Annotated in this window: 20 protein-coding genes, 7 tRNA genes and 1 pseudogene; 19 read left to right on the forward strand and 9 right to left on the reverse strand. The window is 35.1% G+C overall.

The features are described 5' to 3' along the window. Positions 1–54: 54 nt before the first annotated feature. A complete protein-coding gene (locus MKY10_RS02675) occupies positions 55–2214 on the forward strand; it encodes a Tex family protein (protein WP_048654766.1) in 2160 nt (719 codons plus the stop codon). A gap of 9 nt (positions 2215–2223) precedes the next feature. On the opposite strand, the gene cmpA is transcribed toward MKY10_RS02675, so the two are convergent. After that, positions 2224–2337 carry a cortex morphogenetic protein CmpA gene (cmpA, locus tag MKY10_RS02680; protein ID WP_003225207.1) on the reverse strand — a complete coding sequence of 38 codons (114 nt, stop codon included), beginning with the start codon at positions 2335–2337 and terminating at the stop codon, positions 2224–2226. A 103-nt stretch (positions 2338–2440) separates the two neighbouring features. On the opposite strand from cmpA, the gene MKY10_RS02685 reads away from it, so the two are divergent. From MKY10_RS02685 to MKY10_RS02720, 8 genes are all read left to right on the forward strand, one after another. Beyond that, positions 2441–2893, forward strand: a complete 453-nt coding sequence (locus tag MKY10_RS02685; RefSeq protein ID WP_003234309.1) for a SprT family protein — start codon at positions 2441–2443, stop codon at positions 2891–2893. Positions 2894–3015: 122 nt separating this feature from the next. After that, a tRNA-Asn gene (locus MKY10_RS02690) sits at positions 3016–3090 on the forward strand. A gap of 4 nt (positions 3091–3094) precedes the next feature. Further along, positions 3095–3185, forward strand: a tRNA-Ser gene (locus MKY10_RS02695). Positions 3186–3214: 29 nt separating this feature from the next. Beyond that, positions 3215–3286: transfer RNA gene (locus tag MKY10_RS02700), tRNA-Glu, on the forward strand. A gap of 11 nt (positions 3287–3297) precedes the next feature. Further along, a tRNA-Gln gene (locus tag MKY10_RS02705) sits at positions 3298–3372 on the forward strand. Between the two features lie 28 nt (positions 3373–3400). Next, positions 3401–3476: transfer RNA gene (locus MKY10_RS02710), tRNA-Lys, on the forward strand. Positions 3477–3487: 11 nt separating this feature from the next. Next, a tRNA-Leu gene (locus MKY10_RS02715) sits at positions 3488–3569 on the forward strand. An 81-nt stretch (positions 3570–3650) separates the two neighbouring features. Continuing rightward, a tRNA-Leu gene (locus tag MKY10_RS02720) sits at positions 3651–3734 on the forward strand. A gap of 222 nt (positions 3735–3956) precedes the next feature. On the opposite strand, the gene MKY10_RS02725 is transcribed toward MKY10_RS02720, so the two are convergent. From MKY10_RS02725 to MKY10_RS02735, 3 genes and pseudogenes are all read right to left on the reverse strand, one after another. Then, positions 3957–4520, reverse strand: coding sequence for a GNAT family protein (locus MKY10_RS02725; protein ID WP_015252759.1), 564 nt, complete (start codon positions 4518–4520; stop codon positions 3957–3959). Positions 4521–4718: 198 nt separating this feature from the next. Beyond that, the gene (locus tag MKY10_RS02730) at positions 4719–5237 is read right to left on the reverse strand and encodes a hypothetical protein (protein ID WP_033883541.1); all 519 of its coding nucleotides are present in this window, start codon (positions 5235–5237) and stop codon (positions 4719–4721) included. Positions 5238–5247: 10 nt separating this feature from the next. Next, positions 5248–5922: pseudogene (locus tag MKY10_RS02735) on the reverse strand (hypothetical protein); the annotation flags it as partial. Between the two features lie 52 nt (positions 5923–5974). Here MKY10_RS02735 and MKY10_RS02740 point away from each other — a divergent pair. Then, positions 5975–6481 (forward strand): hypothetical protein, encoded by a 507-nt coding sequence (locus tag MKY10_RS02740; RefSeq protein WP_046664266.1) that lies wholly within the window; start codon positions 5975–5977, stop codon positions 6479–6481. 245 nt (positions 6482–6726) lie between these two features. After that, positions 6727–7236, forward strand: a complete 510-nt coding sequence (locus tag MKY10_RS02745) for an HNH endonuclease (RefSeq protein ID WP_113713038.1) — start codon at positions 6727–6729, stop codon at positions 7234–7236. 204 nt (positions 7237–7440) lie between these two features. Here MKY10_RS02745 and MKY10_RS02750 read toward each other — a convergent pair whose 3' ends face one another. Together MKY10_RS02750 and MKY10_RS02755 are read right to left on the reverse strand one after the other, a co-directional pair. Continuing rightward, positions 7441–8205: a hypothetical protein gene (locus MKY10_RS02750; protein ID WP_015252754.1), complete on the reverse strand. Its 765-nt coding sequence runs from the start codon at positions 8203–8205 to the stop codon at positions 7441–7443. Positions 8206–8379: 174 nt separating this feature from the next. Beyond that, the gene (locus MKY10_RS02755) at positions 8380–8880 is read right to left on the reverse strand and encodes a DUF4944 domain-containing protein (RefSeq protein WP_015252753.1); all 501 of its coding nucleotides are present in this window, start codon (positions 8878–8880) and stop codon (positions 8380–8382) included. A gap of 85 nt (positions 8881–8965) precedes the next feature. On the opposite strand from MKY10_RS02755, the gene MKY10_RS02760 reads away from it, so the two are divergent. From MKY10_RS02760 to cspC, 8 genes are all read left to right on the forward strand, one after another. Then, positions 8966–10015 carry an amidase domain-containing protein gene (locus tag MKY10_RS02760; protein WP_015252752.1) on the forward strand — a complete coding sequence of 350 codons (1050 nt, stop codon included), beginning with the start codon at positions 8966–8968 and terminating at the stop codon, positions 10013–10015. Positions 10016–11785: 1770 nt separating this feature from the next. Then, positions 11786–12019, forward strand: coding sequence for a helix-turn-helix transcriptional regulator (locus MKY10_RS02765; RefSeq protein WP_003240464.1), 234 nt, complete (start codon positions 11786–11788; stop codon positions 12017–12019). Next, on the forward strand, positions 12016–12369 hold the full coding sequence (locus MKY10_RS02770; RefSeq protein ID WP_029725810.1) for a hypothetical protein: 354 nt from the start codon (positions 12016–12018) through the stop codon (positions 12367–12369). Before MKY10_RS02765 ends, MKY10_RS02770 begins: the two co-directional genes overlap by 4 nt. Before the next feature lie 817 nt (positions 12370–13186). Then, positions 13187–13363 carry a hypothetical protein gene (locus MKY10_RS02775; RefSeq protein ID WP_009966645.1) on the forward strand — a complete coding sequence of 59 codons (177 nt, stop codon included), beginning with the start codon at positions 13187–13189 and terminating at the stop codon, positions 13361–13363. A 24-nt stretch (positions 13364–13387) separates the two neighbouring features. Beyond that, entirely contained in the window at positions 13388–14074 is a 687-nt protein-coding gene (locus MKY10_RS02780) for a hypothetical protein (protein ID WP_015252750.1), read from the forward strand. Between the two features lie 424 nt (positions 14075–14498). Beyond that, entirely contained in the window at positions 14499–14684 is a 186-nt protein-coding gene (locus MKY10_RS02785; RefSeq protein WP_009966647.1) for a hypothetical protein, read from the forward strand. Positions 14685–15033: 349 nt separating this feature from the next. Beyond that, positions 15034–15627, forward strand: coding sequence for a type 1 glutamine amidotransferase family protein (locus MKY10_RS02790; RefSeq protein ID WP_046160077.1), 594 nt, complete (start codon positions 15034–15036; stop codon positions 15625–15627). 262 nt (positions 15628–15889) lie between these two features. After that, on the forward strand, positions 15890–16090 hold the full coding sequence (gene cspC, locus MKY10_RS02795; RefSeq protein ID WP_003234247.1) for a cold shock protein CspC: 201 nt from the start codon (positions 15890–15892) through the stop codon (positions 16088–16090). Between the two features lie 675 nt (positions 16091–16765). Here cspC and MKY10_RS02800 read toward each other — a convergent pair. The 3 genes from MKY10_RS02800 to MKY10_RS02810 form a co-directional block, all read right to left on the reverse strand. Next, complete coding sequence (locus MKY10_RS02800) at positions 16766–17227, reverse strand: CarD family transcriptional regulator (protein ID WP_010886417.1); 462 nt, start codon at positions 17225–17227, stop codon at positions 16766–16768. Positions 17228–17816: 589 nt separating this feature from the next. Then, positions 17817–18680, reverse strand: a complete 864-nt coding sequence (locus MKY10_RS02805; RefSeq protein ID WP_014478938.1) for a DMT family transporter — start codon at positions 18678–18680, stop codon at positions 17817–17819. A 230-nt stretch (positions 18681–18910) separates the two neighbouring features. Then, entirely contained in the window at positions 18911–19786 is an 876-nt protein-coding gene (locus MKY10_RS02810; protein ID WP_015252747.1) for an AraC family transcriptional regulator, read from the reverse strand. Positions 19787–19844: the final 58 nt, after the last annotated feature.

Genomic DNA, 19844 nt, shown 5'->3' on the forward strand with positions numbered 1-19844 from the left:
TTTCGGTTTTTGATACACTAGAGAAAGAACGACAAAATTGGAGGCTTTGGTTACATGGAAACGTCAGCCCTTTTAAAACAGCAAATTGCGAAAGAAATAGGTTTATCACAAAAACACGTTGAAAGTGTCATCCGCCTGCTTGAGGACGGCAATACAGTCCCGTTTATTGCCCGGTATCGAAAAGAGCAGACGGGTTCAATGGATGAGGTTCAGATTCAGACGATTTCTGAACGCTGGCAATACATACAAAACCTGAATCAGCGAAAAGAAGAAGTCATCAGGCTGATTGCAGAGCAGGATAAACTGACAGATGATCTAAAACGTAAAATCGAGCAATCGGTGAAGCTTCAGGAAGTGGAAGACCTTTATCGCCCTTATAAACAAAAACGTAAAACAAAGGCGACAGTCGCCAAAAGCAAAGGCCTTGAGCCGCTTGCCGACTATATCCTGACACTTCCCCAAGATGATCGTCTGGCAGCAACTGCAGACCAATACATCAGCGAAGAAAAAGAAGTGTTCACACGAGAAGAAGCGATTGAAGGCGCCAAGCACATTATTGCGGAACAAATCTCAGACGAGCCGACCTTCAGAAAGTGGATTCGCCAGGAAACCTTCAAAAGAGGAACCATTAAGTCTGCAGCCGGAAAGTCGGCAGACACCGATGAGAAAAATGTGTATGAAATGTATTACGAGTATGAAGAGCCAATTGCAAAAGTTGTTCCGCATAGGGTGCTGGCAATGAACCGCGGCGAAAAAGAAGACATTTTAAAGATAGCGATTGAACCGCCTGCGGATCACATTAAGGCGTATTTAGAAAAACAAGTCATCAAAAATCGCTCAACATCCGTAAGAGAGATTTTGCAGGAGACAATTGATGACAGCTATAAAAGGCTGATCCAGCCGGCAATCGAGCGTGAAATCAGGAAAGAGCTCTCAGAAAAAGCTGATGAACAGGCGATTCATATTTTCTCAGAGAATTTGAGAAAGCTTCTTTTGCAGCCGCCGATGAAAGGCAAAACCGTTCTCGGTGTTGACCCAGCCTTTCGAACCGGCTGTAAGCTCGCTGTGTCAGATGAGACTGGAAAAGTCTTGAAAATTGATGTGATCTATCCGCATGCGCCAGTCAACAAAACAAAAGAAGCCCATGAAAAAGTGAAAAAGATTCTTGAGCAGTATCAAGTTGAGATGGTGGCGATCGGAAACGGCACAGCATCCAGAGAAACAGAACAATTCATCGTCAATGTACTCAAAGACATGCCGCGCAAAATTTATTATGTGATCGTCAATGAAGCGGGAGCAAGCGTCTATTCGGCTTCTGAGCTTGCCAGAGAAGAATTCCCTGACCTTAAGGTTGAAGAGCGCAGTGCCGTATCTATTGCTCGGAGACTTCAAGACCCGCTCGCGGAGCTCGTTAAGATCGATCCGAAGTCTGTTGGTGTCGGACAGTATCAGCATGACGTCAGCCAAAAACGCTTAAATGAATCTCTGCGGTTTGTCGTCGAAACTGTCGTAAACCAGGTTGGAGTAAACGTCAACACAGCCTCCGCCGCGCTGCTTCAATATGTAGCTGGATTATCGAAGTCTGTAGCAGGCAACGTTGTCAAAAAACGCGAGGAAATCGGAAAGTTTTCAAATCGAAAAGAACTGAAGGACATCCCAAGGCTCGGTGCGAAAACCTATGAACAATGTATCGGTTTCTTAAGAGTGCAGGAAGGGACAGAGCCTTTGGATAGAACAGGCATCCACCCGGAAAGCTATAAAGAAACAAAAGCACTTTTGAAAAAACTCGGACTTTCAACAGAACATATCGGCACGGCGGAATTGAAGGACAAAATCAATCAGCTGGCGCTCTCTGAAACGGCAAAAGAGCTGGGAATCGGCGAAATCACTCTGAAAGACATTTGTGAACAGCTGACAAGGCCGGAACGCGATCCACGCGATGAGGTGCCTAAGCCTTTGCTGAAAACAGACGTCCTTCAGCTGGAAGATTTGAAAGAGGGAATGGAACTGCAGGGCACCGTGCGCAATGTAGTGGACTTCGGAGCGTTTGTTGATATCGGAGTCAAACAAGACGGGCTTGTGCATATCTCAAAATTGAGCAATCAATTCGTCAAGCATCCTCTTGATGTCGTATCTGTCGGCGATATTGTGACAGTTTGGGTTGACGGCGTAGATGTACAAAAAGGCAGAGTATCGCTGTCTATGGTAAAATAAAAGCACTGCTTACGAGCAGTGTTTTTTCCTATAGAAATACCAGCATTGATTCAGCAGTTTAATTTGGTAATTATCTTTTTCAAGGAACGCTTTTTGCATCTGCTTTTTAAGCCAATTTGGCATAGGCTCATTCCTCCTCAGCTTTTATCATAAGAGGGACGGTGATTACCATATTGTATGCGAACGGTGAATTGTCCCGTTCAATGTTTTTTAAGTGAGGTGCACTATGGATAATATAGAGCTTCAAAAGCTGACAGAGGATATTTCTAAAACGTATTTTAAAAAGCCGTTCCGCCATCAGGCGCTTTTTAATGACAGGCTTAAAACCACTGGCGGCAGGTACCTGTTAACCTCCCATAACATTGAATTGAACAGAAAATATCTGATTGAACACGGCAGGGAGGAGCTGATCGGCATTATCAAGCACGAGCTCTGCCATTATCACCTCCACCTTGAAGGAAAAGGGTACAAGCACAGAGACAGAGATTTTAGAATGCTTTTGCAGCAGGTCAACGCGCCGAGGTTCTGTACACCCCTTAAGAAAAAAGCGGAAAACAAAAAAACTTATATGTATATCTGTACGGCCTGCGGCCAACAGTATATAAAGAAGCGCGCCATGAACCCTGACAGATACAGGTGCGGAAAATGCCGCGGGAAAATAAAAAGAATTTTTTCGTGAAAAAGGTTGACGAATATGGCAAGCCTATGTTACATTATAAAAGTCGTTACGAGAGATAAATAAAAATATTTACCTCTTGACACTGTAAATCAAGGCTGATATAATAAGTCTTGTCTCATTATTCCACAGTAGCTCAGTGGTAGAGCTATCGGCTGTTAACCGATCGGTCGCAGGTTCGAATCCTGCCTGTGGAGCCATATTGGAGAAGTACTCAAGTGGCTGAAGAGGCGCCCCTGCTAAGGGTGTAGGTCGCGTAAGCGGCGCGAGGGTTCAAATCCCTCCTTCTCCGCCATAAGATTTCGATATAAGTTCTCAACCATCGGCCCGTTGGTCAAGCGGTTAAGACACCGCCCTTTCACGGCGGTAACACGGGTTCGAATCCCGTACGGGTCATTCCATTTCGTTGGGCTATAGCCAAGCGGTAAGGCAACGGACTTTGACTCCGTCATGCGTTGGTTCGAATCCAGCTAGCCCAGCCATTTTTATTTTTTTGAAATCTAATAGTAAGAGCCATTAGCTCAGTTGGTAGAGCATCTGACTTTTAATCAGAGGGTCGAAGGTTCGAGTCCTTCATGGCTCACCATTTGTATTTTTGCGGGTGTGGCGGAATTGGCAGACGCGCTAGACTTAGGATCTAGTGTCTTACGACGTGGGGGTTCGAGTCCCTTCACCCGCACTTTATTTACAAAGTGCATGCAAATCGGTTTTACTAGGTTAAGAGCCTACTAAACCAGCACAAACACAATTTAATGATCACGCGGTCGTGGCGGAATGGCAGACGCGCTAGGTTGAGGGCCTAGTGGGTGAATAACCCGTGGAGGTTCAAGTCCTCTCGGCCGCATCCCAATAATACCAAGGGTTAGTGTACCTTGGTATTTTTTGTGTCTTTTGAACAGAACGTATTTTGTGACTAAAACTGACCACTTACTTTAAGTAGGTGGTCTGATTTGTCCGCAAAAGTATATAGTTTAATAAGATAAAAAGGGCATTGTATATTAGCATACAAAATATGTTATGCCCTTTTTTGTTTTAATAACGCCTCCGTTATTTTAAGGGTACAATGTTACTTTATTATGGAATAAAAACAAGTGTCGGTCAGCTTGCTTCCATCTGCGGATAAATCATCATTTCTTAAAGTGCCTTCGAATACAAAACCAAGTTTTTCTGGAATAGCACGACTTTTAAGGTTTGTCGATTCACACCTTATTTCAATTCTTCTAAATTTGATATTGTTTAACCCAAAGTCAGCTAATTTCTTTACTGCTTCTACCATATACCCATTCCCGCTAAATGTGGTATTTCCCCAGTATCCAATTTCACATTTAGGTATGTCCCAGTCAATCCCCTGAAGGCTAGTTATTCCAATAAAGCCCTTGGTATCTTTATTAAAAATAAGAAAACGAAAACTTTTTCTTTTTAGAAAATTTATATGGGCAAGTCTTAAATTTATCTCTGTTTCTTCAACAGTGGGAAGTTTTTGAGCAAATGGCAACCACGCTTTTAATTCATTAAAGGAATCCCTAATTGCTTGGTTTACAATTTTCCCGTCTCCTGTTTGGTGTGGTGCTCGAAGGATTAGTCTTTCTGTTTCCAATTGTAAAGGCACATCTAACAATAAAGGATTCATTTGATTTCTCCTCTCGGAAGTTCAATGTTAAAAATTGAAAATAAGTAATGAAAACTCTTATCTCTAAGAAATAATTTTTGAGGACGAGTTACAACTTCTTGGTATCTATTTGTTTATCTATGACACCTCCAGTAAGAATTGAATATTTTTTATTCTCATCAAAGAATTTTTTTACTCTAGAGTAATTCACATTTAGCCTCACATACATTTAATTTTGGTTTGCAATTCATCGATCTTATTAAGTTCATACTCATAATCACAGTTACCTTCTAAAACAAAATTCATAGTTTCAAAGAAACTTTTCGCATTCTTTAAGAGTGATTCAAAAAAATCAAGTTTCGGTAGTAATACTTTTTGTTTTTGGTCAATTTCAAATAACAACATATCATTCGATATTGATTTCATTTTCAATAGAAGGGGTTGATCTGGAAAATAAGTTTCGCTTTTTCCTGTTTCAATAGCTTCTTCAATTAGATTTAAAAAATAAGCCCACAATTGATCAACCAAGTCCCACATAGTGACATCAATCAAATCTTGTTCACCATATTTTAAAATAATCGCCCCAGATAAATAGTAAGAGTCTAACTGTGGTTTTATGTTCTTTAGTCCCTCTATATTGCTAAGTGGAACAAAGTAATCGTCAATATTATTTTTTAAGATTGAAAGATCGTTTATCTTCTTATTTGGCCTAAGAATTAATGATTCAATATAAAACATTTTACCTCTCCTATTTTTCTGGATAGAATTGTCCTACTCTTCCTTTTTGAAAGCCAACAACATATTGTTGACCCTCATATATTCCTCTAATTTGATAACTAAATTTAGTTCCTTTTTTCGTTAACTCTTCACTGTTTTGTTTCATAATTGATTCTATCGCATCTGCAACATCGTTAACAGTCATCTCTTTATTAAGAAAAGATTGTTGAGACTTAATTGAACCATCCCATAAATTGGGATGATGGCGCTCTAAAATATGCTTCATTCCTCGCTTATCAATGAGGAATGATTGTCCTCCAAAAGTGTATTTTCTGCTTTGGAAAGTTTTTAATTCGTTTACAACTTCATGCGGTTTAGCTTTCTTTAATCCTTGTACAGTAGACGAGTTCTTAAATATTTCAAGTGCAGAGTTTTTATAATTCTCTCCATCAAGCACGTTAAAAGGAAAAGTCCCTGAACCACCAGCCATTGCGTACTGTTGTTCAAAAACACTTGGTATTTTAACGTATTCAATTCCTTTTTTTATTCCTGTTTTTGAAACTTCAAGTGTCTTAAGTGCAGCAACTTTTGAACCGGCTTTTGCAACTTTGGATACTTTATCAATACCCTTTGAACCCACTAATGCAAGAACAACCGTACTGCCTACATAGGAAACCCATTTTGCTCTGCTGTAGCTATCTCCATTAAATTCCGATGATAGTGTTAGGAAGACTGTATTATAAAAAGAGAGACAGAATATGGAGGAACTAAAAGAGAGTTTAGGGAAAACAATTGCACTAAACATAAAAGAAAAACAAGCCATTAAACCGACAGGGTTCTGGACATTTTTCTGTAACCCAAAGGTTTGGGCTATTGATGATTTTTTGAGTTCAAACCAAATAGAAGATACATTTTCCATTACAAGTTGGCAAAAAGAGTGGTTTAAGGAAGGTCCACAAGGGATTATTAGAGTTGGTCATGATAACCGGAATAAAAAAATGTTAAATGGTAAACCAAAATTAAATCGAGGTATTTATGCGGTAGTAGAAATAACGGGGAAACCCATCTATTCTGATAAAGATGAAAATTATTATTATGAAGAAAGTGATCATTTCAATTACAGAGTACCAGTTAGATACATTAAGAATTTGCTGCATTCACCAATCTTACTTGAGGATCTAGATTTTGAAAATGATGAATATGATAAGTACTTAATCGAAGGGTTTCAAGCCTCATCAATGCCGTTAAATCCAAAAGCATTTTAAAAAATATCTTCATTGATTCATAACACTGATGCACATCCTTTGAGAATTGGAGAACAATACTCAAGAAAAGATATTTACAAGATTTTTAACGTACCAGAGGGTAAACAGGGCGGTAATAATGATGTATTTGTCTTTATCAATATAAGTTCTGCCGGAAGAACGGGGCATGGTTACGATAATAAATTTATCGGAGATGACCTCCAATGGTTTGGTAGTATTCATTACAAAATGCTTCTATTCAATCTATGTTAAAACCCAAAGGTAATATTTATATTTTCACACAGGAAGATAGTAATAATCCCCTGTTTACTTACCAAGGAAATGCTAGAGTAAAAGAGTTTCATGACACTAAGCCAGTCAAAATTATTTGGGAATTTAATGATGAAAAAGAAATCCGACATAATCAAATGACTGAGGAAATTGATAACCCAACAAGATATATTGAAGGAGCCACAAAACAGGTCTCATTCAACGTTTATGAGAGAAATCCCATGGCGAGGAAAAAGTGTTTAGAGCATTATGGTTTTAGTTGTGTCATCTGTGGGTTTGATTTTGAGAAGGTATTCGGAGAATTGGGTAAAGGCTTTATTCACGTACATCATATAATTGAGTTAAATCAGATAGGCAAGGAGTACGAAATTGACCCGATCAACGATTTACGTCCAGTTTGTCCAAATTGTCATGCTATGTTGCATAAGAAAAAACCAGCTTTCACGGTTGAGGAGTTAGTGGAAATTATCAACGATAATAGATAAAAGCCAACCATTGTTTAAATCGGGTTGCTGCTCCATTTTTACTTCCAATTAGAAATTACAAATAAATGCACTTAATTAAAAAGAATTCGGCGCTATATAGGATTTGTGACGGGAAATACAGGTTTCACTTTATTGAGAGCTGATGGAAAATAAAGAGACAATAAATATTGTTGCTGGCTTGTCTCTTTATTCCATAAGGAGGCTCTAACTTTGCCGATTCAACCGTCTTTGTTTCAGAATGGTGATTATTAGAAAGGAAATCCCCCCAATAATGCAGTAAATAAAAAAAACAACTAAAAGTTTAGGGTGTTCTAATGACGTTACGAGAATCAGAATAAAAGGTATGAAAATTAAAAATATCAAGTTCAAAATAGAGCGTTTATTTACTAGAACCCATTTTCTCTCAATCATGTCATCCAGACATGCAACTAAAAAGAATAGACCAAATAAACCAGTTGTTAATTTTGTTATGTTCCAGAATGGATGTTGGGAATAACCTAGGGAAAATGCAAGAACTAAGTATAATACAACTAGTGCTGAAATAATTGGAGGAATAAATACATCTTTTAAATTAGATAGTGAGCGAGTTATAGTTTCCATAATGCTCTCACTATATATAATGTTATCATTGAACTTTATTAACTTAATAGCCTTTAAAATTTCATTTTTTATCTTTTCTGATTTATACCCACTACATTCATCGAGGTTTTTTTCTAAGATGTTTCTTATTATCAAATAGGTTTTTAAATCAAGTAATGGTAGTTGAGTTTGTACATATTTTAAAAATTCATCATCGGTCAAACTTTCTCTTCCAATAGTATGATACTGTTTTAATATCTCTGAAATAATCTTTAGTGAATTTTCTCTCTCTGTCTTTCGAAGTTCCTTATCTTTTTCATAAACAGATTTGATTTGTCGGCTTAGCCAAATAGTGAATATAAAAGTAAGTGTTATAGTTAGACCAAGCAAGTATTGTCTCCAACAAGGTTTTTAACAGAATCCAATATTAACTTTTTCATTCTTAGTTCTCCTTAGCATCATTCTTTTAATTAAATAGTATACTGCTGAGCAATGATTAAACTGAAGAATTTCATAAAAAGAAACCAGTTCAGATAAAGAACTGGTTAGAATAAACTCAAAGAATTAATGATTAAATAAAGTTTTCTTTGAAAGAACGAACTTTTCAGTATTGAATGATTGGTTATCTTGTTTCCATTTCACTTGAACCGTTATCTTAGATCCTTTTAGATCAGATTCTTCTAAACGCTCTAAAAATGAAAATGATTTTTCTTTAGCTGATCCATCGCTAGAGGTACCACCTGAATAATCTTTCATAGGGATATCGCTGTTAAAATCTGAAGAATCAAGAAGTGTTTTATTATCTTTCATTATTGTTATTGATTCTATATAAGTTTTATCAGTTTTATCTTTATCGCCAATCCAAAGAATCTCCCCGCTAAACTCTTTTGGAGCATCTTCATTCTTTTTAAAGATTACTTCCCAGTTGTGATCCTTACTTTTACCTTCCCAGTTAGGATATTCGAGATTGTAATGGTTATAGATTTTTAATGAGAAAAACACTAGGAAAATAATCACCAAAGCAGAAATTGTAAATAAAACAGGTCTTTTATACTCCTTTTTCATAAATAACCTCCAAAAAATGTATTGATTTTTCCTCAAAAAGTAATTACTATATGATAGTACCATAAATTCAAATAAGGAGAAACAAATGAAAAAAATTGCACTTAGTCTTATAGTAACATCGGCTTTGAGTTTCACTTTCTTTAATAATGCTCATGCAGCTGAAGCTGAAAATGAGAACTTAACAGTCAAGCAAGGGGAAACCGAAGTCCAAAAGTATTTAAAAGCACAACATTTGAATTATAACATTAATTCTCAGGATTACATTAATTTTCTTCAAGGTATTAATGAAAAAGCCGATGAGATAACAAAATCAGGTTATAACTTTTCTTTAATGGAAGTCTATTCAGATACTTATTTAGAGGAATTGGCTAAGTACGCCGCCCAAGAAGAAAAAAAAGATGAGAATGGTGAAGTAGAGGTTGAAAACTTTGATCTTCCTAAACAAGTTGAAAATGAAACTGTTAAACAAGTACAACAAGAAAATATAAAAGAAGACAAACAAGCTGAAGCAAAAGTTGAAGAAATTAAAGAAGAATCAGGTCAAATTCCAATTGACTATATGGCAAGTACTAATTCTAATTCCTTTTTTGTAACTCAACTGGGGTCTAGTTATAGTAGATCGGCTGCAAAAAAATACATGGTTAACAATTGGAATAAGAAGACGAGTCAATATGGGTACTATGGAGAAAATAGCGGTGGAGGAGATTGCACCAACTATGCATCACAGGTAGTTTTAGCTGGTGGAATGCCAATGAATACTACGGGATTCAGCTTTAATCGTGGTCACCATAAAACCACAAAAGGTTGGTATAATCAATCAGTGCCTAGAAGTGCGGCAAGAACATATTCAACTTCATGGACTGTTGTTTCAGATTTTTATACATATTGGGCCGGTACAAAAAAACATAAAGTTTACAATTTAACAAGTCCTAAGGATGTTTCAAAGTATGTCAAGACAGGTGACGTTATTCAGATGTACTCTAAATCGTCTAAAAAATGGAAGCATACTGCTGTTATCTATGATGTTTATAAAGGGTATCCAAGATATTCTGCACATTCAAGTGCACACTTATATGCACATTTAGAAAAAGACTGGAAATCAAAGTATTATAAATATAGAGTTATCAAATTCTAATCCTAACAAAAATTGAACTAGTTACTTTGTGTGACTAGTTCTTTTTTTGTCTAAAAAAAATTTGAGATGGATTAGAATAGTATCTATAATGAATACTTACTCTATTTTCACACCTAAAAAATTAACACCCCTTAAATCATTTGAACATAATGAAAGTTGATGAAGAAGGAAATAAGGGGGGTTTTTGCTCACCAATTATTAACCATAATTCATACAAGCTATAGAAATGATGTAAAGTGGAGTTAGAAAGTGTAGTAAAAATAAGCTTTCATAACCAATGTTATAGATTTACTATGTTGAGAGCCTTTCTAATACAAACCAGAAAATGCATGTGTGTTACCTATCATTTTTAGGTTCCATTATATGTAATAAAATCAAAAAGAATAAACGGAAAGGATACCAGTTAAAATTAAAAGAATACGGGTTTATAATAACCTCAAAGATTTATATCCTATAATAGTGTAAAAATAAACTTTTATCATATTTATTACATATAAGATTGGAGTCTGAAATGAAAAAAGCAAGTTTATTTTAGCAGCTATCCTTTCTATTATTCTATTAGTTTTTTTAAGTTGGTTCTTTTATACTGCTACGCATCAGCCGCCAATTCTAAAGGGGCATTCAAAAGATGGGAAATGGAGCGCTGTCTATGCTCCTGAAAAAGACATTGATCTTGCAAGGAAAGATTTGTGGGCTGTTCATATTAAATGGGAAGGCAGATCTGAATTTTTGATAAAAAAGGTTGTTTTCAAAGAAAATAATACGGTGGAAGCATCAGGTCAAGCAGGTGATGAACCTAAGAATGCAAAAGAAATAGCAGTAGCCATAATGGCAGATCCACCAAATACCTCCAATGATTATAAGGTAGTAGTCACTTAGGAAGAGAATGGAAAAAAAACAAAAAGACATTATTCAGGTAAATAAAGAAACCAAACGTTCATTTGTTATTCCTAATGTAATAAAAAGAATTTTAAGTTTAGGATAAAGCTAAAACACTCTAATAGGAATATTTAAAAAAGCAGGTGAACGCGCCTGCTTTTTTTATGTTTATCTTAATTTTCACCTTAACCGATTACTTCGAGCAGGGCTGTTACTAAGTAAACATCAATAATAAGGTGATTTTTTTAAAAAAGACCGCTACTCCATTTTTGCTCCTCAATATATATAAATCATTATAAAACCTTATAATCAAAATAAATAAACACTGATATAAAAAGGTTTTGTAACAGAAAACACAGAATCACTTTATTGAGGGCCTAGTGGGTGAATAACCCGTGAGGTTCAAGTCCTCTCGGCCGCATCAATGATACCAAGGGTTGTAGACCTTTGGTATTTTTTGTGCTTATTTTTAAAATTGTCTACTGCCCTAAAACTGCCTACTTACCTACAGTAAGCCAACTAGATTTTCTGTTTATTTGGATTTAGCTATTCGTAAACATCAATTGTGTCCACAACTTCTGCCTCTTCAGAGTGATAACCAAGAATTATTGTTCGGTTAGCACCACCAGAACCGTTTACTGTTGTTTTTGGAAATTGATCACCTGTTGTATCACTGAATATCATAAAATGTACCGCCAAGAACCACAAATTACACCAGATCGATAAGTGAACCCTGACGAAATCATGAATTTCGTCAGGTTCTTTCTGCATTCTGGTTCATGATTAAATCAAAGTAATCTAAGTAAACATAAAAGTATTTTATATTTTTGTATAAGTTTACTTTACTTTTATATAAGGTGGATTTATAATTTGGTTCAAGAGGTGATGGTCATGAAGAAAGATTTTGGTGATTCGATCTCAAATAAGGTTTATGAATATCGTGTACTTGCCAGATTGTCTCAGCAAGAATTAGCAAAGAAAGTCGGGGTTTCCAAACAAACCATCTTTGTAATGGAGAAAGGAAATTATGTTCCGACTCTGCTGTTAGCTTTTCGAATTGCCGAATTTTTTAATGTGGATGTAAACGAGATTTTTACTTATGAGAAAGGAAATGATCAAAAATGAAAATGAATTCGATCACAGATACGATCACCAACGCAATTTTTTCCCCTTTAAAGTCCTGGGCTGAACATTCTCCGGGAAATTGGAATATTCTTATTGGTAGCGGGTTTGTATTGCTTGTAGTTGGATTGATTCTCACAATCGTATTTCATAAAAAAATGGGTAAGACTGACGAGAGAACAAATCAAATAGCATTAAAAAGTTGCCTCTATATGTTATGTGCACTAATTTTGTGCGACACGATTTTCCCGAAAGATTATATGTGGCAAGTTTTCTTCTTATTTAAGTATTCTATTGCATTCTTTGCTTCAGCAATCTATCTAGCTGTTCGATATAAAAAAGATTTTATGTGAATTCAATAACCGAGAAAGATAGTGTCTCTGAAGTTTTAATTGTTTTAGGAGAGGGAACGAATATGAAATCATTTTATAATGAGATTTGGAGAAGTGAGGAAGTAGGTTTTTGCTCACCAATTATTAACCATAATTCATACAAACTTATAGAAATGATGTAAAGTGGACTTAGAAAGTGCAATGAGCTTTCATAACTAATGATATGGATTTACTATGCTGAGGGCCCAGTGGGGTGAATAACCCGTAAAGTTCAAGTTCGCTCGGCCGCACCCCAATAATACCAAGGGTTTACCATCTTTGGTGTTATTTTTTTATGCAGAAAAACGACTATGGAAGATCGTATGCTAACCAATACTCACCAGTTATTTAAAACCACTTATTATATTTCATATTCCCCTGTATCCCCAAACCAAATAATTCAAAAAACGGTATCCTACATAGAACAGGAGTCAGATTTCTTTTTTTTGAACATTTTCATCACCTCTCCATATTATCAACAAACACGAAAAGGATTTTAATGAAAATAAAATGATTAGCGTATGTATCTCTAATTCTCAAAATGAATGAATAGTCCTTTTTAAGATTTACACACAGTTATTCTCCAAGGAAAAATGACTCAATTTTTCGATTTTTTATGTAAATCAAAAAAGAATCATGTTAGAGTAGGTGTGCTGAAAATAATTCAAAAAATTATTTTGAGATATGATTAAAGTAATATTGCCAGAGAGTTTCAATTGGACAAAATTGTAAGTGTTTAATACACTGGGGCTGCAATCAAATATGCACCTGGAATCAATTGCTAAACGGGGGAGTTTATATGAACAACAAGAAAAATATCTTTGATATTGTAATGTACATTATTTTCGGTGTGTTAAGTCTTTTTCTAGTTGCAAAAACTGATTATGGCACTGGAGTTTTAGTGTTTGTTGCAATTTTATACCTCGCTGTTATTGCTTATAAAATTAAGCAAGTATTTAGTAATTCAGATTCTTAAGGTGTAACACAAGGAGGATTTCAATTGAGAAAGAAAAGAGTTATTACTTGTGTTATGGCTGCATCATTGACTTTAGGCTCACTTTTACCTGCAGGTTACGCTTCTGCAAAGGAGGACTCTAAGACAACCCCTTCTTACGAAGAACTAGCTCTACATTACAAAATGAAAAGTGAAAAGATTTCATCGAACGGGAAATTAGTTGAAATTGAGTATGTGAGTGGAAATGAAACTCACAAAGTTCAGATGAACGGAAATGATCATACTGTAAAAGTCGATGGCATAGAACAAAAAGGTTTAAACTTTGAGTATGATGAAAATGTTGCTAAAAGAACAAATTATGAAAACAATAATTTGAAATCAAATGAATTCACAACACAGGCTGCAAAACCTAAAAAGGGATACCATTATGTGGGGACTTTATCTGGGCATACAAAAGCAGCTAAAAATGCGTTATCAGTTACAATGTCATTAGTCGGTATTGTCCCTGGCTTGGGATGGGGGAGTAAGGCTGCCACTATTTTATTCTCTTATTGGGCAAAAGAACAAATCCCTGATGCGTATTATAAATATGATTTATACGAAAAAGGAGCAATGACTGATAGTTGGTATCAGTATGCTACAGTTCAATTTTTTGAAGATAAAGCTCATAAAAAGAAAATGGGCAAACCTTGGACAAGTACTCCTGCAAAAGTAGATTTACCTAATAGCTAATTTTAAAATCACTTTGTCTTTATAAAGGACAAAGTGATTTTTTGTTATACAGAAGTAAAATCCCTCGTCTGAGGAATCTTGGAAAAAACTTGGTTCAATTTTGATATAACATGTTTTTTTCTTGCTAATTTAGTTTTTCTATGTATCGCTACACATTCTAAATAATAAGATATTAGCCGGACGGTTGATGCCAAGCTCAAAAGTTTATATGGAAGTCAAAGCATAAAAAAGGGTGTTACAACGTGTAGTCTTCTTTTTATTTTGCCAACGTAACAAGTGTGAAAGTAATGATTTGTAGGATCAGTTAAGAAAGGTTTAAGATTAGATATTGAAAAATTTTATATATTTTCAATAAAATACTGGTACTATAATAAATGTATACAGATTGTATGGAGATGTAATTAATTAAAAAGGAGTTTTTTAATTGCGTTGGAGTAAATGGTTCAATGTTTTTTGTATAGTAGCATTGGGATCAATATATGGTTATAAATTATTTACTAACCAAGAAGTCAGTACTACTCGTTTAATAATAGCTTCTGTAATTGTGTTGTGGAATATTGTTGGACTTTTTAGCAAAGAATCAGTAAAACAAGCACAGCAAGCAAATTAAAAGTCATAAAGTTGGGAAAGAAGGATGTTACTTATGTAGTATCCTTCTTTATTATTCCTTGAAAAATGAAACAAATTGGAGATTACAGCTTATATAATCAATTGAAGTCGTTGATTATTTTCATGAACAGGAGATTTAATGCTTTCTGATGAAATATTATCGTATGAATGTTGCAAGAGGAAACGTTACTCAAAGATTACAGGGATGTGATGAACACTCCTCTTTATCGCACTCACCTGACCCCAAATTGTTGGGGAAGGGCAGGTACGGAAGATAGAGTATTTTTTCTTCGTAACAAATCGAAAAGGTTGGATAATAAAAAACTTATAATCTAAGGCGGTATATAGTTGTGAAAAAGGCGTTATTTCTTATATTAGACCAGTATGCAGATTGGGAAGGTGTTTACTTAGCATCTGCATTAAATCAAAGAGAAGATTGGTCGGTTCACACTGTTTCTTTAGACCCTATTGTAAGCTCAATAGGTGGTTTTAAAACATCTGTCGATTACATAATAGGGTTAGAACCTGCAAATTTTAATTTGCTAGTTATGATTGGCGGGGATTCCTGGAGTAATGACAATAAAAAACTATTACATTTTGTAAAAACTGCATTTCAAAAAAACATTCCAATAGCAGCGATATGCGGTGCAGTGGATTTTTTGGCGAAGAATGGTTTGCTGAATAATCATAGCCATACAGGTAATTTTGTTTACTTATGGAAAGATTACGAACAATATAAACCCATTAGCAGTTATGTAGAGAAACAAGCAGTAAGAGATAAAAATTTGGTTACTGCTAATGGAACTGCCCCTATTGAATTTACTAATTTAATTTTAGAGATGATTGATTTTGATACTCCTGAGAACATAGAGAAAATGATGTATATGAATCGTTATGGTTTTTATCATTTTTGTGATAAATATGGAAATCCATTTGTTGATTAATTTGCTGGAAATGATTTTCCCGAATAGGGGGCTTTGCGATTGAGTTGAATTTCCTAATAAAGCAAAGAAAGATGATTTGAGGTCAAGTTTAACAAATAATGCCATCAATATTAATTTGCAGTTATTTCCGATACCTGATATAATAAAGAAGAATTATTTTTGTTCGGTGTAAAGGATAGTATGAAGATTGACTTTTCGTCTTGATGATACTTTGGGCAAGGATAGTATATACTGTGTGGTTACACACTAGGAGGCAACAAAAATGGAACAAGGTACAGTTAAATGGTTTAATGCAGAAAAAGGTTTTGGCTTTATCGAACGCGAAAATGGAGACGATGTATTCGTACACTTTTCTGCAATCCAAAGTGACGGATTCAAATCTTTAGACGAAGGTCAAAAAGTATCGTTTGACGTTGAGCAAGGTGCTCGTGGAGCTCAAGCTGCTAACGTTCAAAAAGCTTAATCTTCAATCGTTTATACAAACAGGCTCTTTATATAGGGCCTGTTTTTTTATGTCTATATCATACTCAATAAAAAACCCTACTCAACGTTCGAGTAGGGAGATGCTACAAGGTATAGAAAAAGATTTAAAACTTCAAAGGTTTGTTTACAGTATAACATACTGGATTGACAATATGCGGAATGTATATAAATTATTTAATGTTTTGTTCAAATATAACTCTTTTTTTCACTAACCTGTTCGTTAATTTAAGTAAGATTAATGAATTATAAAAATGGTTTCATCTAGATGTTATAACTCGCATATCTCTTTTATGAGAAGAAGATAAACAATTATTATTCAATGTGGCAGTGGATATAAGAAATTCTTAAAAATAATGAGGAGATCGATTGTTTTTTTCTCCTGGAAATAATCACTTAGAGATACCTAAAACAATGAAAGCCCTACCTCTCTTCCATCCTTACGGCTCCTTGTCCGTGCCAGTGTGAATCAGGATACTAAAAAAAGTGACTATTTTATTGAATTTTTTGGTAAAACTTCAATCTTCGCAGAAGAAATGTAAATAATAAAAATGGATTAGAATGTAGGAATAACAAAAGAGGTCGTTAATGTTCTAAACATAAGTTGGAGAAGATTTGCTTTTCATCATAATATACCGAAATATCTTTTGGGATGTATCTAACCAAAACTTTTTATTTGTTTTTCAGTGATTCCTTTAATTACTTCCAGTTCACTAATCAAAAATTCATATGCATTATCCAGCATTTTTTTTTCGCTTGCATTAAGTGCTTTTTCTTTCTTCATACGCATTAAATCACGTACAACTTCAGCGCCTTCTTGTATTTCACCTGTTTTTATTTTGTCCGTGTTTATTTTGTACCTTTGCTTCCATGGCAGTAACCTATCTGATTCTCCATGCTGAAAAATGTGCATAATGTGTTTTAATGCAAGTATATCGGTAACTGGTCGTATATTCGAACTCAATATTTTACTCGTTGGAATCATAACTGTCATATTACTGATTGACATTCTTATGACATAATACTGTTGTTTTTCCTCTAAGAATTCTTTTTCTTCTATGGCTTCAATTATACCTGCTCCGTGCATTGGATAAACAATGTTATCGCCAATTTGAAACATATCATCCACCTCCATATATGGTATCCTTCTTAAGATTACCATATATGGAGGTGTAATATCAAAATTTTAATAATAACATGATCGAATTTTTGATGTCAATAACTTTTTTGAAAAAACAGATCAAGCAAAAACAATAGGGAACGTGTCGGATTTCCAATCAGGAAAAGGTCAATTGATCCGTGTGAGCAGTTTTTCATTGGCTCAATGACATCACAGAAATGATTTGAGTAGAAATAAGAAGGAACGATATTTGTGAAATGTCAGCTAAAAATATTAAAAATACATGATTAAGTTCTAATTTCTTTATCGATTTGATATGGATAACGGCCCACTTACTTAATGATGCATTTTCACTTATCTTGCGAACAGAAAAAGGTTTGTTGATAAACATTTAGCCACCAAATTGGCATTATTACCATGGAAATTGAGGACCTTCAAATGGGTATTGAGGTGAAAAGAAAAATAAAGAAAGGAGAGATTATAAATGAAGACCAGAACATAAAGAAGTAAAGGGGAAAGAACAAGGTTAATTGAAAAGCAAACTATATAAAATAGTTTGCTTTTTTTGTTATGAATTCACTTCTTTTTCTTACTCTTTAATGACTAATAAAACACCGCTAAGAATTAAAAACGAACCTATCCAAAATGTCCCGCCTATTTGTTCTCCAAGCAGAATCCATCCGAGTAAGGTTCCAACCAGAGGCTGAAAAAAGAAAAAGAGGCCTCCACTTGAGGCATTTAATAATTGTAAGCCGCGGTTCCACAATAAAAAAGCACAAGCGGTTGAAACAATTCCCAAATACAAAAGACCACCTAGAATTTTAGGGTCAAGCAGTAGTGGCGTAAAAATCGTGCTAGGTTTTACAAAAGGAGTTAGTGCCACAATGGCCACAAAAGTTGAATACGTGGTAACAAGTATAGGCGAATAGCTGTTTGGCACGCGTTTGATAAGCACTGACATCAGTGCCCATGTAAGGGCTGCAACAAGCAGAGAAATACCGCCAAGCTGATTAGAGGTATCAATATGTCCGTTTCCAACAATAAATAATACGCCTGTGGTCGCTAAAATTATTGAAGTTCCTTTTTTTATATTCAATGGTTCTTTAAGTAATAGACGAGCAAAAATAACCATGAACGCTGGTGTGGAGGACGTAATAATTGCTCCCATTTGTGCTGAAGACAACATCGTTCCATATTCTTGTGTAACAATTGAAATGGTGTTGCCAACAATTCCAATGGCAACAATTAATAAAAGGTCGCGCTTATGAATTTTCCAAGATTGTTTCCTTATCAAACCAACAATAAGAAGCGCAAGGATGGCGATGACGTACCTGATCCAAACCAATTCAAAAGGCGGAATTACTGCGACAACAACCTTAACCACAACATACATGCCACCCCAGATACTAGCGGCTAAAGCTAAATATATAGAACCTAACAGGGTATTTTTCATTTTTTTGTTCCCTCCGTATTTAAAATTAGGTCAATAAATGCCCTAACGGAGAGAAGTAGTCACTTTACTCCATTAAGGGCGGAGAAGTGCTACTGGAACATCATTTTCAAATAGTGGAGCTAAAAACATGTTATGATCACCTCGATTTTCAAGAATGACTATCATTATACAATGTTGGTTTTAAAGCCGTAAACACCTTAAGAGGACTCCGTTTATTAATAGAATAAACTTTATGAATTCATTTTTTTGTATGATAATGGCGTCATATTCATCGCTTGTTGAAATTTACTTATGAAATAACTGGTACTGTTAAATCCAACTTGATAAGACACTTCTGTCACATTGGATTCAGGGTGTTGCAGTAATAATAAGCTTTTTTGAATTCTATAATCCATTACATAACGTAATGGCGTCTTATTCAGCATTCGTTTAAAATAACGGCAGCATTCAGAACGGCTCAGTTGGCCAGCTTTTGCAATGTCCTCTAATGTGATTTTTTCAGCATAATGGAGATGGATCCAGTTTAACATTTGTTTCATTCGATGACTTTTTATCATTTCAGATTGATCGTACTCTAATTGAAAACCATTAACGACCAGGTTTTTCCACATTAACGTTAATTGCATCGTAATGTCAATCTCATAGAGCGATGTCTTTTGTTGAATCAATTGATTTATTTTTTTAACAGCATCTAGAATATTTTTTGCCCACTGTTGATTTCCAGCCAAAAATAAATAGGGCAAATTGGTTGAAAACATATAGGGCTGAACATAGCTTGAATACAGTTCCTGAGATAAAACGAAATGGGGTGACACATTCAAGCAAATATACGTACAATCCGAGCCTTCCTTTTCTTCGGCCATGTGCAGGCAGCCGCTATTGATAAATAATCCATCCCCTTCGTGAACCTCTATTTTTTCTTCATTTATTTGAAAGAGAGCTATCCCTTTTAGTATCAAAACAAATTGGATTTCATCATGCCAATGAAGCGGAATATAGCCATTTATATTTTGATTGATCGTTGTCTTGTAGCAGGCAACTGGCAATTCTACCGTTCGGTGCTCTGTTAATTCTTTTAAATTTTGATCGATCACAAAATTCTTCATTCTGACTTCACACCTCAATATATTTATATTTTTTCATTCAATTTGAGTATTTTTTATC

Source organism: Bacillus sp. FSL P4-0290 (assembly GCF_037975435.1).
In the GTDB taxonomy this organism is placed as follows: domain Bacteria; phylum Bacillota; class Bacilli; order Bacillales; family Bacillaceae; genus Bacillus; species Bacillus subtilis.